The organism is Marinifilum caeruleilacunae (assembly GCF_013141825.1).
GTDB classification, from domain to species: Bacteria; Bacteroidota; Bacteroidia; order Bacteroidales; family Marinifilaceae; genus Marinifilum; species Marinifilum caeruleilacunae.
In genome coordinates this window covers 176,311-192,920 of sequence record NZ_RZNH01000004.1, presented here as the reverse complement: position 1 = coordinate 192,920, position 16,610 = coordinate 176,311, and the positions used below count along the sequence as shown (strand labels likewise).

Genomic DNA, 16,610 nt, shown 5'->3' with positions numbered 1-16,610 from the left:
TTTGAATTAATCATGAATTAAATCAGATTTAATCGGTTGATGCTTACTTTATCAGGCAATTAGATGCCAAATTATTGCCATTTTTTGAAAGAATATTACAAAAATAAACGAAACCTGAATATCATGAAAAAACTTACTTATTTAATTGTGATAATTGCGATTAGCATGATAGCTTGTCAATCGAAACAAGCGAAAAAGGATGAGGTGAAAATCAGTCCTTTGGCAGAAGAAGTGAAAAGTGAATTTGTACGAACCTGGGATGCCTATAAAAAATATGCATGGGGACATGATGTATTGTTGCCTCTTTCCAGATCTTACCAGGATTGGTACGAGGAGTCTCTGCACATTTCTCCCATAGATGCATACAGCACCATGAAAGTTATGGGTTTGGACGAGCAGGCCAAGGAAGTAGAAAATTACCTGATAGACAGCATTAGTTGGGAGAAAGATCTGTATGTAAAAACTTTCGAGGTAAATATCAGAATTATGGGAGGATTGCTTGCCATGTACGAATATACATACGATCCTAAAATCTTGTTAAAAGCCGAAGATTTTGGCAAACGCATGTTGAAAGCATTCGATTCTCCAACTGGGATACCTTACTATTGGGTGAACCTAAAAACTGGTGAAACAAAGGGAACAAAAGTAAATTTGGCTGAGGCTGCTTCTTATATGTTCGAATTGGGAATTTTAAGCTACTATACTGGCAATCCGATTTATTATCAAACTGCAAAGAAAGCAAATATGGCGATATGGGAACGGCGTTCTGAGCTTAACCTGGTGGCCGATTTAATTGATGTTGAAACTGGTGAATGGTTGAACGATCATTCTCACATTTGTGCCGGAGCCGATTCATATTACGAATACCTTTACAAAAGTATGCTCTTGTTTGGCGATCAGGACTCAAAAAAAATGTGGGATGAAAGTATCGAAGCAATCAACAAACATGTTGCAGAAGAAACAGAGGAGTCTTTATGGTATGGCCGTGTTAATATGCATACTGCAAAGCGCGATTGCATCGACCCGCATTCGGGTCGTCAGTTTGCAAGTGTTGTAACTTTGTACGATGCCTTTTTTCAGTCGATTTTAGCATTGGATGGAGATTTAAGAAGAGCAGAAAAAACTCAGGATACCTGGAACGGATTGTGGAATAAGTATGGTTTGGAACCAATGATTTATGACTATAAGCAAGGAGAACCTACCTATCCGGTTTATGATTTGAATCCTGAAATTATCGAGTCTGCTTATTACCTGTATCATATTACCGGGAAACAAAAGTATTTCGACATGGTTGATAAGTACTGGTCAGATATTAAAAAGTACTGTAGAACTGAGGTTGCCTACTCTTCAGTTGAAGATGTGAGAACGATGGAGAAAAAAGATTATATGCCAACATTCTTTTTTGCCGAAACATTTAAATATCTTTACTTAACCTTTACTGAAGAAACTGGCGAATTTAGTTTGGATGATTATGTGTTTAACACAGAAGCTCATCCATTCGCTAAAAAATCTTTCGATCCTGAAAAGGTGAAGAAGAACCTAGGTTTGAAATAAAAACTTAGAAATTAGATTTTAATTGGGGCTGTTTTAGAAATGCAGCCCCTTTTTCATTTTGATTAATTATTCTAATTTGCCAGTGAACAACTTATCTAATCAAACGATGCAATTTAAGCTGGATTCCTTTTTGGCAAAGCCCAATGATGTTTTCCATTTGGCTCGCATTACATTGCGTTCGAAGAGCGATATTCAGATGCATACCCACGATTATGCCGAGATTTTCTGGATAGAAGATGGGGAAGGTTTTCATTTAATTAATGGAGAAAAAATAAAGATAATGCCTGGATATCTGTGTATGGTAAGGCCTGGAGATCAACACACATTCGCAGCAAAAACGGCCAGTAAGGGATTAACCGTAACGAACCTTGCGTTTACAAAGTCAACTTTGCACCATTTCGAAGAACGATATTTTAAGGAATCGAACCTCTATTTTTGGGTAAAAAGCCATCTGCCTTTTAGTTTTCGTATTCCGAAAGAGGAATTGTGTTTGTTAAGTGGAAAAGCAGATCAGGTAATTAACCAACCAAAGGATCATATCCATTTAGACAGGTTACTTCTGTTTATTTTTGAAATTCTTGAACCTGGGCATGAAAATTACAATAGTAGCATGCCTTATTGGCTGCAATATGCACTAGAGAATTACAATTCACCAGCAAACTTTCTTCATGGAGTTGAAGGATTCTTATCGCTTACCAACAAATCAATCGATCATACCAATCGAATTTTAAAGAAATATACAGGAAAGACATTAACTAAAACAGTGAATGATGCAAAAATTAAATATGCAGCTCGTTTGTTGGTGATGACTGATGCTTCGATTAAAACCATAGCATCTGATAGTGGATATGCAAATATGGGATACTTTTATCGCGTTTTTAAATCGCAATTTAAAATGTCTCCGAAAGATTACCGCATTTACAACAAGAAGATTATTTAAATGTAAGGAAGGAAAAAAAATACCAGGCATAAAGAATTTCTCCTTAAACCTGGTACTCACATCTGACCACTACAAATGCTTTAAAATGTCTTTTGCATTCGATCTGTTTTTGTAATCAGGATCGTATTGCACATATTTTACTTTACCATTTTTTCCGATGATGTAGGTTGCAGGAACTGGAAGCAATTGATCATTGTTTCCATTCGATACCCTTAAATCAATTCCATACTCCTTGTATTTTTTTTGAAGTTTTTCAGACAGCATAAATTCAACACCAAATTCTTTCATGATTTTGCTGTCTTTATCGTACAATACAGGATATTGTGCATTGGTTTTTTCAACTGTTTTGTCTACACTAACTGGTACTTCAGGAGATATTGCTACCAATTGAGCACCTGCTTTCTTAAAGTCTTCAACATGATCTTGCAGGTGAGAAAGATGTCTGTTACACAATGGGCACCACTGACCACGATAAAACACAACAATTAATTGTTCGTTGTTTAAGATATCAGCACTTTTTACAACATTTCCATTCTGATCTTTTGCTTTAAACATTGGCGCTTTGTCGCCAACTTTAATCGTAGACTCTTCTTTTTGTGCATAGCTTGTAAAGCTGATTAGCAATATTAAAAATCCTATTAACTTCTTCATGATTTATCAATTTTAAAATAAAACACAAATTAGTCTTTTATTTTTTGAGCGCAAGTAAAATGAAGATCCAAAGGGTGTTAAAGATGTGTTAAAAGCTTTTGTTAGGAATAATTACAAAAAAAAAATCCCTCACCAAAAGGCAAGGGATTCAGTTATTTAAATGATGAAATGCTTAGGCAGTTTGCATTTTCTCAATTGTATAAGTTGTATTCACACCAGCCTGGTGGAAAAGTACACCTACAGGGCACATTTTTAAAGTTTGCTGTAAACATTTTTCAATTTTTTCATCACTTGCTTCAGAGTCAATTTTTAGCTCTACTTCAACATCCGTGAAAGTTGGAGCTCCATCTTTTTGTGATCCGATGGTATCAACCACCAAAGCATTAAATTCAATGCGCATTTTTTTAGCTACAACGTTAAAAATGGTGTTTACACAGCCAGAGTAACTCATCAGACATACTTCGAATGCCGTTGCTCCCAGGTTTTCACCACCTTTTCCATCTGGTAAATCAATTGTGATTTCGTGACCTCTGTTGTTTGTAATTACCGACGACATTCCTTTTGTCCAGGTAGTTGTTGCTTTCATATTGTAATTCTTTTTAAATGTTTTTTGACTTTCAGTCGGCAAATATATATAAATATCCAGATATATGAGGTTTATCTTAGGTTAATTTGTGTTAACATGAAAATATATCATGAAATTTTCAAATAATATGTCAAATTGACTGTGAGATTTACAATTGCCCAGACATTATTTCAGTTTTTTAGAAATGGCAAGTAAATTGAAAAGAAGCAGAGTGTAAAACAGGTTAAAAATCAAACACAATATGAACTTTAATAATTTCACAATTAAATCACAACAGGCAATTGAAAAAGCATTTCAGATTGCGCAAGGAAATCAGCAACAGGCCATTGAAACTGCCCATTTGTTGAAAGGGGTTTTGGCAGAAGGAGAGAATGTTGCAGGTTTTTTGATGAATAAACTTGGAGTAAATCTGCAGCATTTCAAAACAGTTCTCGATAAGATTCTGGAGTCTCTTCCAAAAGTAAGTGGAGGAGAACCATTCTTGTCTAGAGATTCCACTACTGTTCTGCAAAATGCGGTAAGTGTATCAGGAAAAATGGGCGATCAGTTTGTTTCCATAGAACACATTCTACTTGCTTTGGTAAAAGGAAAAGATCAGATAGCGATGCTTTTTAAGGACAATGGGGTGTCGGATAAGGATCTTTCTGCAGCAATAGACGAATTACGAAAAGGAGCGAAAGTAGATTCTCAAACTGCTGACGATACATTCAATTCGCTAAGTCGATTTGCGCTTGACCTAAACGAGAGAGCACGAAATGGGAAGCTTGATCCTGTAATTGGGAGAGATGAGGAAATCAGAAGGATTCTTCAGATTTTATCGCGCAGAACCAAAAATAATCCGATTCTTATTGGTGAACCCGGAGTAGGCAAAACTGCTATTGCCGAAGGTTTGGCTCACCGGATTATAAAAGGGGATGTACCTGATAATTTAAAGAACAAAAAGATATTTTCCTTGGATATGGGAGCACTGGTGGCAGGCGCTAAATACAAGGGCGAATTCGAAGAACGTTTAAAATCGGTGGTGAAAGAGGTGGTTGAGTCAGAAGGCGAAATTGTACTTTTTATCGATGAAATCCACACTTTGGTTGGAGCTGGAAAAAGTGAAGGAGCCATGGATGCTGCCAACATTTTAAAACCAGCTTTAGCTCGCGGCGATTTACGTGCCATTGGGGCGACTACCTTAAATGAGTATCAGAAGTATTTCGAGAAAGACAAGGCTTTAGAACGACGCTTTCAGAAAGTAATGGTGGATGAACCAGATACACTAAGTGCGATTTCTATTCTTCGTGGATTAAAGGAACGCTATGAGAATCATCATAAAGTTCAAATTCGTGATGAGGCAATTATAGCAGCCGTTGAGTTGTCGCAGCGTTACATTTCAGATCGATTTCTTCCTGATAAAGCCATTGATCTGATTGATGAAGCAGCTGCAAAACTTCGACTTGAAATGAATTCATTGCCTGAAGAACTGGACGAAATTGAAAGAAAAATCAAGCAATTGGAAATTGAGAAATTAGCCATTCAGCGCGAAGGAGATTCGAAAAAGCAAGATGAATTGGCGCGAGAAATTGCTGAACTAAACGATGAAAGACTGAAATATCGTGCCAAGTGGGAAGCGGAGCGGGAAGTAATTCATGGAATTCAGAAGAATAAAGAGTTGTTGGAATCGCTTAAATATGATGCCGAAAAAGCCGAGCGTGAAGGTGATTACGGTAAAGTGGCAGAAATTCGTTATGGCAAATTAAAAGAAGTTGCTGAAAAGATTGATCGTTTGAATGAAAAACTGAAGCAAAATCAGAATTCGGATGCTCTGATTAAAGAGGAAGTGGGAAATGATGATATTGCTGAGGTAGTATCGCGCTGGACAGGGATTCCAGTAAACAGAATGTTGAAGAGTGAAAGGCAAAAATTGTTATCTCTCGAGGAAGAACTTCACAAAAGAGTTGTGGGGCAAGAAGAGGCCATTACGGCAATTTCGGACGCTGTAAGAAGAAGTCGTGCAGGATTACAGGATGCAAAAAGGCCAATTGGATCATTCATTTTTCTGGGAACAACAGGAGTTGGAAAAACAGAGTTGGCTAAGGCTTTGGCTGAATTTCTTTTTGATAACGAAAATCAATTGACTCGGATCGATATGTCGGAGTACCAGGAACGCCATTCGGTTTCGAGGTTAATTGGCGCACCTCCCGGATATGTTGGATATGACGAAGGAGGACAATTGACTGAAGCTGTTCGAAGAAAGCCTTATTCGGTAGTTTTATTGGATGAAATCGAAAAAGCACATCACGATGTTTTTAATATTCTTCTGCAGGTGTTGGATGATGGACGATTAACAGACAATAAAGGAAGGGTGGTTGACTTTAAGAATACCATCGTGATTATGACCTCAAATATTGGATCGCACCTGATTCAGGATAAAATTGAAAGGATGAGCGAAAGCAACAAAGATGAATTGTTGTGGCAGGCTAGAAGCGAGGTTTTAGAACTCTTGAAAAAGAGTATTCGACCAGAATTCCTGAACAGGATTGATGAAAACATTGTATTTACGCCACTGGATAAAGTAGAGGTAAAACGAATCGTGCAGTTGCAATTTAAGGCTGTTCAGCAAATGCTTTCTAAAAATGATATCAGTATAGAGTTAAGCGATAGTGCAGTTGATTACCTTGGAGAACTGGGCTTTGATCCCCAGTTTGGAGCACGCCCCATTAAAAGAATATTGCAAAAACAGGTTTTGAATGATTTGTCGAAACAGATACTGTCCGAAAACATTACAGCCAGTCAAAATATACTGGTTGATGTAATTAACGAAACGCTTGTATTTAGGAACATACAGGACGTTTAATGACTACATTTAATTAGACGATAAAAGGCTCATCTTTAGGATGGGCTTTTTTGTTTAAGAAATATCATGTAAAAAATCGGGTTTCGCAGTGCAAAATTCATCTTGATCGAATACTAACATAAAAATAATAAGGCTTTCAATTTTAAATTCTACTTTAGTGCTTGAAATAGAAAACCAATTAAACTAAATTATTTTATGATTGTATTAGGAATTATTATTGTACTGGCAGGTTTGGCCATGCTGTTTTTAAAGCCAATATTGGTAAGTAAGTCGCAAACATTCTCGAAACTAACTTCTCGTTTTTCTCTTGGAGTAATTGGTTCAGGTGTTGTTATGATTATTATGCCATTTTTATTTTTCTGGGCAGAGCCTGGTTATCAATACTTTGTTGTTTATCCTAATGGTGGAAAAGATGCCGTAATGTCGGAAGGAATTAAATGGAGAGGATTCGCGAAAATTATCCCATGGCAAAAGTACATCGATGTTAAGGTGGTGAGTAAAGGAGAAAAGAATGATGATATCGAAGGAGTGATGAATCCAATTCCGATTCGTTTTATCGACCAGGTAACAGCTTCAGCAAAGTTATCTACTCGCTTCCAGTTACCAACCGATAAAGAGTCCTTTATTGAAATGGCAATTGAGTTTAGATCTTTGCAAAATCTTGCTAACAACACTCTTATACCAACTGTTCGCGAAGTAGTATCGAATACTGGTTATATGTTTGCAGCACAGGATTATATTTCGGGTTCTGCATCCGATTTTAGGGTAGCAATCGAAGATCAGTTGAAAGATGGAGCTTATAGTGTTGAGAAACTTGAATATCGTGATACTATTGTTTCTTCGATTGAGGATAGTAGTCGTGAAATTAAGGAAATTCAGACTCGTTACGAGGTAAAGAAGAGAAAAGATGAAAATGGTAAATTTATTCGTATACCTCATGATATCAATGAGAATAACATTATTGTGGCACAGGTAATTGTTGATGATGTAATTCTGGAAGCTGTCTTTAAAAAGCGACTGGAAGCTCAGCGCGATGAGTCAGCAAAAAGACAGTTGGAACAGCAGAAAATTAAAACTGCAAAAGATGCGCAGGCTCGTATTGTTGCCGAAGGGGAAAGAGATAAAGCGGCGGAACGTGTTGCGCAGGAAAAAGAACAGGTTAAGGCTCTGATCTCTATCGAAACCAAATTGAAGCAAGAGGAAACCAACAAAAGACTTGCAGCAATTGCGCTAGAGACCGAGAAGTTGAAATCTGCAGCTAAAAAGGTTGCTGCTGATGCCGAATCATACCAAAATGCGAAGTTGGTTTCGGCAGGTTTAACACCTCAGGAACGAGCTCAAATCGAAAAAGAAATTGCAATTGGTGTGGCAAAAGAAATAGCCAAAGTTAAATTCCCGGATGTCATGATTACCGGTAATGATGGCAAGAACGGAAAAACACCTCTTGAATCGTTAATTGGAGCTGCAATGGCAAATCAGTTAATGGATACCAAATTGAAGAAATAGTCCTTTTAATTTTCGAAATTCAGTTAGGGCCTTCGCAATGAATTTTGCGAGGGCTTTTTTTAATCTGATTTCTGCAAACCATTGCGGTAAAAAATTGAACAAAAAACACTTCCATTCTAATCATTTGAACAATTATTGCATTAATTTGCTTGTTAAATGTGATATCATTCAAAAAATCCAATTAATAATATAAAACATCTCAAATGTCGAATAATGAATTAAAAGCTGCCTGGCTTAAAAATTATAGCACAGCACCTAAACAATTAGAGAAGATGGGAGAAATTAAAGGTTTAATTAGTGCCTTTAATGCCAATGTTGATGCGGTTATCAAAGTGAGTGGAAAGGATGTAGAGAAGTTGATCAGAAATAATAAGCTGGACCAAAATTTAATTTTATCTGGAGAGGAAAAAGCCATTCGAAAAAATGAAGACGCAATTCGAGGTATTGCCCATTGTTTTAAAGGCGGAATTGCCGAAGAATGGTTGATTGAAGATGTAGATGTTTTTTATTGGCTGAACAAACATGTTGGCTACGATAAACTACAAATGGGAGGACAAGGTGGTATTGTTGCCAATGCCATGGCCGTGTGTGGTGTTCAAAATGTGTATGTACATTGTGCATCGGCACCTAAAGAACAATCGCAGCTGTTTCTCGATTTGCCAAACCTGCTAACTACCGACGAAAATGGTGAATTAAAGCAGGCTTCACTGGTCGATCGAAAAGGAGATAATGCGCTAATTCACTGGATTATTGAATTCGATAAAGGGGATACGCTTACCATTGGTGATGAAACTTATACCTGTCCGAAAGCAAACCGATTTATTGCAACCTACGATCCTTTAAATTTTAAGCTTCATATCGATGATAATTTCAACAATAGGATGGCTAAAGAGGATGTAAATCCGGAATACATCATTTTGTCTGGTTACCAAATGTTGCATGAAACTCTGGCTGATGGAGCCAAGGGAGCTGAGCGTATCGATTTATCGAAAGGTTTGATTGCAGACTGGAGAAAATCTTGTCCGGATAATTTGTTGCACCTGGAAGTTGCTTCTACCCAGGATAAGGTCGTGAGAAAGCACCTTATCGATAGCCTGGTTCAGGATGTAGATAGTTTGGGTTTTAACGAAAGAGAGTTAATCGATATCCTTGAAGTGATTGGTGAGGAAGAATTGGCGAAAGAGTGCGATAATCTAACGAATGCTTCTAACCTTTTTAAAGGAATGTTAAAGGTGTATGAGTATACTCAATGTCCTAGAATGCAGCTACACATGTTTGGATTGTATGTTACACTGCAGCAAAAAGGTTTTAAAGTAAGCCCAATTCAAAATAGAGATGGTATGCAATTGGCCGCTACGGTAGCAGCTGCCAAAGCAGGAACAGGTGCAATTAACAGCAAAGATGTGTTGATGTGGGCAAAAGACCATCAGGTTTCAGATGTAGGCCTGAACGAATTGGAAGGCTTAAGCAATACCGTGAAAGAAATACTTGGAGACAATGATTTGTTATCATCTGGTATTTATACCAATCAGGAAATCGAAATTATTGCTGTACCAACCATTTTAATTGAAAAACCAGTTACCTTGGTAGGAATGGGAGATACCATTTCATCGGTATCGTTGGTTGGTGCAATCTAATAAAGATATAATTGTCAAATTAAAATGAGCTTCTGGGTCTTTGCCTGGGAGCTCATTTTTTTTCTATAAAAATAGCCCTTGGTGTGGTACCCGGGCTATCTTCACTTTCATCGCGAACTGCATGTGTGGAGCAGTTCAAGCTAACTCTAACTTCTTATACTAATCTAATCTTTAACCTTTGAATTATTTCATGACATTGCGAATATATGCCTGCGCACTTAATATTGAGTTTAATTGACGATTAACAACTCATAAAAATCTATTAATCGCTCAATTTTTGAAGAAAATAGCTTTTCCGAATCAGTGTAATTTGGATTTCGGATAACTTGAAAATCATTTTCCTATGCCTGATTAAAAGAAAAAAATCTGTAATAAAACCATCAGAATATATAGGAAAATTACAGTTTTAAGAATCATTAAAAATAAAATATGTGAAAAAAGATTTTTCAGAAAACGTTTGCGTAATCAAAAAAAATACACTTTATTGTGGCGTATTTAAAAAGTAAAACACAATTACCATTTGTAACTTTACTAATCACACAACTGATTTTCTTGCTATTAGGCAAGCGAATTCTAACCACTAACTAATCACTAACAATTAAGGCTTCGCTTGTGCGAGGCCTTTGTTGTTTTCTACAATAATTGTTTCCTTCTTCTTTACCAGCAGTTTTTAGTGTTAAATATTTCATTTGTTGTTGAAAAAGCCTGAGTGGTAGTGCTTATTTTATCCTTGTAAACTATGTGAATAGTAAGAAATGTAAATACTTACAAGATTTTAGCTTTGGTAATGAGTTGATATGCAATCGTTTCCTGCGTGTGTTTTATAACAGTAGGTAATTAACTACAAAAATCTTTAAAAGTGCTTTGATTTCTATTCAAAGTCATTAAAATTTGCAAGATCAATTATTATAATTCTTACGGAATAATTTAAACTAATTTCATTAACAATGACACCTAAGTTTAAAGCGCAAGCCGGAACTTTCGAATCAAGCGATATTATGGTCTTGATCGAACCTGTAACAGAGGAAACCGGTCGCCAAATTGATATTTCTTCAACTGTAATGCTACAGTTCGAAAATGATATCAAAACTACGATTAATCAGGTATTAGATGAGTTGGATATCCAGGATGTTCACTTGATTGCAAAAGATAAGGGAGCACTTACGCCAACAATTAAGGCAAGAGTAGAAGCTGCTGTTAAACGTTCTTTAGGTATTCAGGAGGGTACAATGTAATGGCAAAGAAGAAAAGAAGATCAATGTTGTACATTCCGGGAAATAATCCTGCAATGATTCAACAATCCGGAGTTTATGGTTGCGATGCGGTTTTATTAGACTTGGAAGATGCTGTAGCTTTGAACCAGAAAGATGCTGCAAGAATTTTGGTACGTAACATGCTACAAACTGTAGAGTTTTACGATACCGAAGTTTGTGTTCGTGTAAACAACATGCACACCCCATTTGGCCTTGCCGATTTAGAGGAAATTGTGCCACTACAACCTGATAACATCAGATTTCCAAAAACAGAAACAGTTCAGGATGTAAAAGATTTCATGAAAGAAGTTCGAAGAATCGAGAAAAAACATGGAATTAAGAATCCTACAATGACCATTCATGTAATGATCGAAACAGCAAAAGGTGTTGCCAATGTGTACGATATTGCAAATGCCGATTCACGAATTGATGCAATTACAATTGGTGGTCAGGACTTAACTGCCGATATGGGAATTGTGAAAACTCCTGATGGTGTTGGTATCGATTATGCTCGTAAGCGTATTGTTATGGCCGGAAAAGCATATGGATTGGATGTTTTAGACACCGTTTTTGCAGATGTTAATGATGAAGAAGGACTTCGTGAAGAAACAGAATACATCAAAAAAATAGGTTTTGCTGGTAAGGCACTGATTAACCCTCGCCAGGTAGATGTTGTGCACGAAGTGTTTAATCCAACCGAGAATGAAGTGCGTAAAGCATACAGGGTATATTCGGAGTTTATCAGAAATAAAAATGCGGGTATTGGTGTATTCGCAATTGATGGTAAAATGGTTGATGCTCCTGTTGTACAAAGAGCAATTACCGTTTTGGAATATGCAAATATCGATTTAAAAGAAATTGAAAAATCGGTTGCAAGTTAACAGCTTTTCTGTTTTACGAATTGATACTAATACAAAGACAAAATGAAAAACGCATTAGGAGTTGAAATTCCTGAATATATAGAAGGATTTGGCGAATTAAAGCCATTCCGTGGTGTTTGGAAAAGCATTATTGAAGATGAAGCTCCGGCTACAAATATTTCCAGAACACTTAAAGCAAAAAAACCTCATACCTCAAAACTTTGCGATAACTTAGAGGCTGCCATCAAAAAGTGTAATCCATTCGATGGAATGACGGTTACTTTTCACCATCACCTACGTGGTGGAGATGGTGTTTTGATGCAAACCATTAAGATACTTGACGAAATGGGAATCAAAGACATTACTTTGGCTTCTTCATCGTTAACTTCGGCTCACGATGGTCTTGTACCTTACGTAGAGAAGGGTATGATTACCAAGATTTTTTCTTCGGGGATTCGTGGAAGACTTGGTGAAATTATTTCGATGGGTAAACTAAAATACCCAGCGATTATTCACTCGCATGGTGGACGTGTGCGCGACTTCCTAACAGGAAGAATTAAGCCAGATTTGTCGGTTTTGGCTGCTTCGGCTGCCGATGAGGAAGGTAATGCTACAGGTTCTCATGGTCCTTCGGCATTTGGTTCTATGGGTTATGCTGATATCGATGCAAGATACTCTAAGAATGTAATTATTGTAACCGATAATTTGGTTGATTACCCTTGTGTTCCAAGTACCGTTCGTCAGCACTTTATCGATTATGTGGTAAAGGTAGACAGCATTGGTGATGCAAGTAAAATTGCATCGGGAACTACTCGTATTACCACTTCGCCAATGGACTTACGCATTGCACGTATTGCTGCCAATGTAATCGAACATTCTGGTTTGTTTAAGGATGGTATGTCTTTCCAGGTTGGTGCTGGTGGAGCATCCTTGGCTGTGGCAAAATTTCTTCGCGAAGATATGAAACGCAAAGATATTAAAGGTAGTTTCATGATTGGTGGTGTTACTTCTTACGGTGTAGATATGTTGAATGAAGGCTTATTCCAGGCAATCTTCGACGTTCAATCTTTCGATGCTGCTGTAAGTTCTTCTGTTTTAAACAATCCAAACCATATCGAAATTACTTGCGACCAGTATGCAAATCCGAACAACTGTGGATCGATGACCAATAAACTTGATGTTGTGGTTCTTGGTGCTCTGGAAGTTGATGTGGATTTTAATGTAAACGTAATTACAGGTTCGTCGGGCGAAATTCGTGGTGCATCGGGTGGACACTCAGATACCGCTTCGGGTGCAAACCTAACGGTTGTGGTTTGTCCTTCTTTCCGTGGGCGTTTGCCAATTGTGAAAGACAGAGTTCACACCGTAGTTACACCAGGTGAAAGTGTTGATGTAATTGTTACAGAGCGCGGTGTATGTGTGAATCCTTCTAAGCCAAATCTTGCTGCTGCTTTAATTAAAGCAGGTGTTAAAGTTGTCGATATCAAAGACCTAAAAGAGAAGGTGGATGCGATGACTGGTATTCCAGCCGAGAAAGAACTAGGTGACAAGATTGTTGCTTTGGTAGAGTATCGTGACGGAACCATTATTGATGTGATTTACAATGTTGAAAATCTCTCGTAAAGAGATTCTTACATAAAGAAAGTGCACCCTAATTGTTATTTTACTTTTAGGGTGTAATTTTATATCATATTTAAATGAATTTATTGCTGATTTAATGATTGCAATATGGATGATGTGTTAGGAAAAATATTAGCTGCCAGGGACAAAAGGGCGGTTTTGCGTGGAGAGATTTCCAAATCAGGAATGGCTTCTTTAAGTCTGAATTTTAATATTCCCGGCTATCCGAAATCCGATGAGAAAATCCATTTATGCTTTCAGAAAGTTTTATCAGAGCTGAAGCGTCATTTGCTATCGCACCGAATATTAATAGATTCATCAAAAGAGCATTGTGCGACAGATGAGGCAGGCGACCTTTTTCTTGTTCCCATTCTAGATGGAAATTGTGTCATTGAGGAAATAAAGCAAATCACTGAAAAGTTTGAGGAGAATCATACTTTGGGTCGACTTTTAGATGTTGATATAACCAACGCTCAGGGGGATCCGGTTTCTTCGGGCAAAGCCAAAACATGTTACTACTGTAGCGAAAAGCCAGCTTTGCTTTGTATGCGCCAGCAGAATCATTCTTATACTGATATCCGTAAAAAAATAAATGCAGATATCGATAAGTATTTAAACGAATTGAGCAGGGAGCAGATCTGCAATGATCTTGCTGCAAAAGCATTAAAATCTCTTTTGCATGAGGTGGCCCTATCTCCAAAACCCGGATTGGTCGATCGTTTTTCAAATGGTTCTCACGACGACATGGACTTTGCCACTTTCCTGAATTCAGCCTCGGTTTTATCGGTTTATTTTAAGGAGATTGCCAATTACGGTTTTTCTTTTAAACATGAAAACCTGAAAGAAGCTCTTCCTGAATTAAGAAGAATTGGATTGCTGATGGAAGAGGATATGTTTCGTGAAACCAAGGGAGTAAATACACACAAAGGAGCGATTTTCCTTTTGGGATTTTCTCTTTTTGTTAGTGCCTATTTAATTGCAAAACAGCGTTTCAATTACCATTCATTTGTTGATTTGATTCAAAAGCTGAATGGAAACCTGGTGGAGCGCGAACTAGGCAGAAAACTTTACCAAACCAAACAAACGCATGGGGAAGTTTGTTTTGAGAAATATGGAAACAAAGGAAGAGGAATTAGAGGCGAAATTCAGGCAGGTTTACCTTGTGTTTTTGAAAATGCAATTCCGGTTCTTGAACGTCACCTCGCCAATGTGGAGGCAGATGATAAGCTTTTGCAAAAATCATTGACACATGCCCTGTTGGCCTTAATTGCGAACAACGACGACAGTAATATCCTTTTTAGAAAAGGGGTTGATGTACTTGATGAATTAAAAGCAAAAGCACAATTGGCAATGGATTGTTTTGGAGAAGAAGATTTTGAAAATCGCTATTCCGATTTAATCAACTACTGTGAAAGCAATCACATCTCACCGGGAGGATCGGCTGATTTATTGGCGGTATCGTACTTTATCTATAGCCTTGCCAATTATCATTCTTAGCTTTCATTTATAACAAATCGGGCAAAAAAAACAAATAACATTTATCATGATTTTTGGATAATAATATATCTCTGAAACATATGAAAAAAGCTTTGTTGTTTCGTAAAATCCAATAATATTGACTGATGTTTTAATACGCTATCACACACTAACAAAATACTAAACTAAGGACAAAAATATGGGAGTTGAAAATACTGATTACAGAGAAGAATCTTTGGATCTGCGAAACCCCTTCGATATAAAACTGGTGACAGAATTTCTGGAACCATTGGGATTCGATTTTAATCAGCATGATGTTGATTATAGCATGATACTTTACAATTTGAATGATGAGGTAATTGGTACCGGATCGTACAAAGGAAGAGTGTTGAAATATGTAGCTGTGGCACCTAAATTTCGTGAAGGAGCAGCCTTTGCACAAATCGTAACACATCTTATCGATATTGTGATACAGGAGCACAAACATATTTTTGTTTACACCAAACCAAGGAATCTTGAAGTGTTTAAAGGTTTAGGTTTTACCGAAATTGCAACAGCTGAGCCTCTGTTTTCTGTTTTGGAATTTGGTTACGAAAACATTAAAACCTACCAGGATTATTTAAGATCTATTAAAAAAGAGGTGAATGTGGGCGATATCGCTGCCGTTGTAGTGAATTGCAACCCTTTTACCAAAGGTCATAAATACCTGATCGAAAAAGCATGTAAGGAAAACAGGTTGGTGTACTTGTTTGTAGTGGAAGAAGACAGATCGTCCTTTACTTTCGATATCAGATGGAGATTGATAAAGGAAGAGTTGGGGCATATCGAGAACCTGATAATGGTAAAAGGAGGAAACTATGTGGTTTCAGGCACAATATTCCCTTGTTATTTCCTAAAGCAGGAAAAGGAGAGCGATATTGCTGCAAAACAAGCCGAGCTCGATGTAATTACTTTCCTGCATTACATTGTGCCAGTTCTGAATATCAATAAACGATATGTTGGAACAGAGATGTATTCGCCGGTTACAGCTGCATACAATGAGGCAATGATCAAATACCTTCCTTCGAATGGTGTAGATTTGTTGGAAATACCAAGAATTACAAGTGGAGATGATGATAACTACATTTCAGCCTCGAAGGTAAGACAAGCTATTAGAGAGGATCGACTGGAAGAGGTACTGGATTTCCTGCCTGATTCAACAAAGAACTTCCTGCTTTCGGACGAATCATTGGAGGTAAGAACAAAAATTCAAAATACCATATCAAGACATTAAATCATGTGATTTCGATATAAAATAAAAGCCAGACAACGTCTGGCTTTTTTGATATGATTATTTTTTAATTTTTTGTAGCAAACTGGCTAATCCTGTTGGTTTTGTATTGTAGGTGTATTTCGCAAACAACAGGTAGAAAAGCAATACCAGGTTGAATAGGTAATTGAAATAAAGAGGAATGTGATAGTTTTTATTAGCAATATCATCCACTAAGATATAGCTAAGTGTAAAAATTTCACCCCAAAACCAAAGCCATAAAAAAATCTCGCTTAAGTCGTCTGTTTTCCTGGTTTTAAAAGTGTGTATAACTTGTGGAAGTGCACAAATTGCAAATAGCAAACTTCCAATCCAACCAATTACTTCATTCATTTTCCCCAATTTTGATATTTAGGGCAAATGTGCTAAAAAAAGT

Annotated in this window: 13 protein-coding genes; 10 read left to right on the top strand and 3 right to left on the bottom strand. The window is 37.1% G+C overall.

The features are described from left to right. The first annotated feature begins 123 nt into the window (after positions 1-123). Together ELS83_RS04575 and ELS83_RS04570 are read left to right on the top strand one after the other, a co-directional pair. Positions 124-1,554 carry a glycoside hydrolase family 47 protein gene (locus ELS83_RS04575; protein ID WP_171594348.1) on the top strand — a complete coding sequence of 477 codons (1,431 nt, stop codon included), beginning with the start codon at positions 124-126 and terminating at the stop codon, positions 1,552-1,554. A 106-nt stretch (positions 1,555-1,660) separates the two neighbouring features. Further along, the gene (locus ELS83_RS04570; RefSeq protein WP_171594347.1) at positions 1,661-2,494 is read left to right on the top strand and encodes an AraC family transcriptional regulator; all 834 of its coding nucleotides are present in this window, start codon (positions 1,661-1,663) and stop codon (positions 2,492-2,494) included. 69 nt (positions 2,495-2,563) lie between these two features. On the opposite strand, the gene ELS83_RS04565 is transcribed toward ELS83_RS04570, so the two are convergent. Further along, entirely contained in the window at positions 2,564-3,145 is a 582-nt protein-coding gene (locus ELS83_RS04565; RefSeq protein WP_171594346.1) for a peroxiredoxin-like family protein, read from the bottom strand. A 172-nt stretch (positions 3,146-3,317) separates the two neighbouring features. Beyond that, entirely contained in the window at positions 3,318-3,731 is a 414-nt protein-coding gene (locus ELS83_RS04560) for an OsmC family protein (protein ID WP_171594345.1), read from the bottom strand. A gap of 241 nt (positions 3,732-3,972) precedes the next feature. Here ELS83_RS04560 and clpB point away from each other — a divergent pair, with 241 nt between their 5' ends. The 8 genes from clpB to ELS83_RS04520 all read left to right on the top strand — a co-directional run bounded on the left by clpB (position 3,973) and on the right by ELS83_RS04520 (position 16,198). After that, positions 3,973-6,573 (top strand): ATP-dependent chaperone ClpB, encoded by a 2,601-nt coding sequence (gene clpB / locus ELS83_RS04555; protein WP_171594344.1) that lies wholly within the window; start codon positions 3,973-3,975, stop codon positions 6,571-6,573. A gap of 195 nt (positions 6,574-6,768) precedes the next feature. Continuing rightward, positions 6,769-8,079 (top strand): cell envelope integrity TolA family protein, encoded by a 1,311-nt coding sequence (locus ELS83_RS04550; RefSeq protein ID WP_171594343.1) that lies wholly within the window; start codon positions 6,769-6,771, stop codon positions 8,077-8,079. 203 nt (positions 8,080-8,282) lie between these two features. Next, positions 8,283-9,716, top strand: coding sequence for an ADP-dependent glucokinase/phosphofructokinase (locus ELS83_RS04545; protein ID WP_171594342.1), 1,434 nt, complete (start codon positions 8,283-8,285; stop codon positions 9,714-9,716). A gap of 947 nt (positions 9,717-10,663) precedes the next feature. Further along, entirely contained in the window at positions 10,664-10,951 is a 288-nt protein-coding gene (gene citD / locus ELS83_RS04540; protein ID WP_171594341.1) for a citrate lyase acyl carrier protein, read from the top strand. Beyond that, positions 10,951-11,850 carry an HpcH/HpaI aldolase/citrate lyase family protein gene (locus ELS83_RS04535; RefSeq protein WP_171594340.1) on the top strand — a complete coding sequence of 300 codons (900 nt, stop codon included), beginning with the start codon at positions 10,951-10,953 and terminating at the stop codon, positions 11,848-11,850. The genes citD and ELS83_RS04535 overlap by 1 nt, the downstream gene beginning before the upstream one ends. A 42-nt stretch (positions 11,851-11,892) precedes the next feature. After that, entirely contained in the window at positions 11,893-13,452 is a 1,560-nt protein-coding gene (gene citF, locus ELS83_RS04530; protein ID WP_171594339.1) for a citrate lyase subunit alpha, read from the top strand. A 105-nt stretch (positions 13,453-13,557) separates the two neighbouring features. Next, a complete protein-coding gene (locus tag ELS83_RS04525; protein WP_171594338.1) occupies positions 13,558-14,946 on the top strand; it encodes a triphosphoribosyl-dephospho-CoA synthase in 1,389 nt (462 codons plus the stop codon). A gap of 178 nt (positions 14,947-15,124) precedes the next feature. Further along, positions 15,125-16,198 (top strand): [citrate (pro-3S)-lyase] ligase, encoded by a 1,074-nt coding sequence (locus ELS83_RS04520; RefSeq protein ID WP_171594337.1) that lies wholly within the window; start codon positions 15,125-15,127, stop codon positions 16,196-16,198. Between the two features lie 57 nt (positions 16,199-16,255). Here the strand turns inward: ELS83_RS04520 and ELS83_RS04515 are convergent, their stop codons facing one another. Further along, positions 16,256-16,567: a PQ-loop repeat-containing protein gene (locus ELS83_RS04515; protein ID WP_171594336.1), complete on the bottom strand. Its 312-nt coding sequence runs from the start codon at positions 16,565-16,567 to the stop codon at positions 16,256-16,258. Positions 16,568-16,610: the final 43 nt, after the last annotated feature.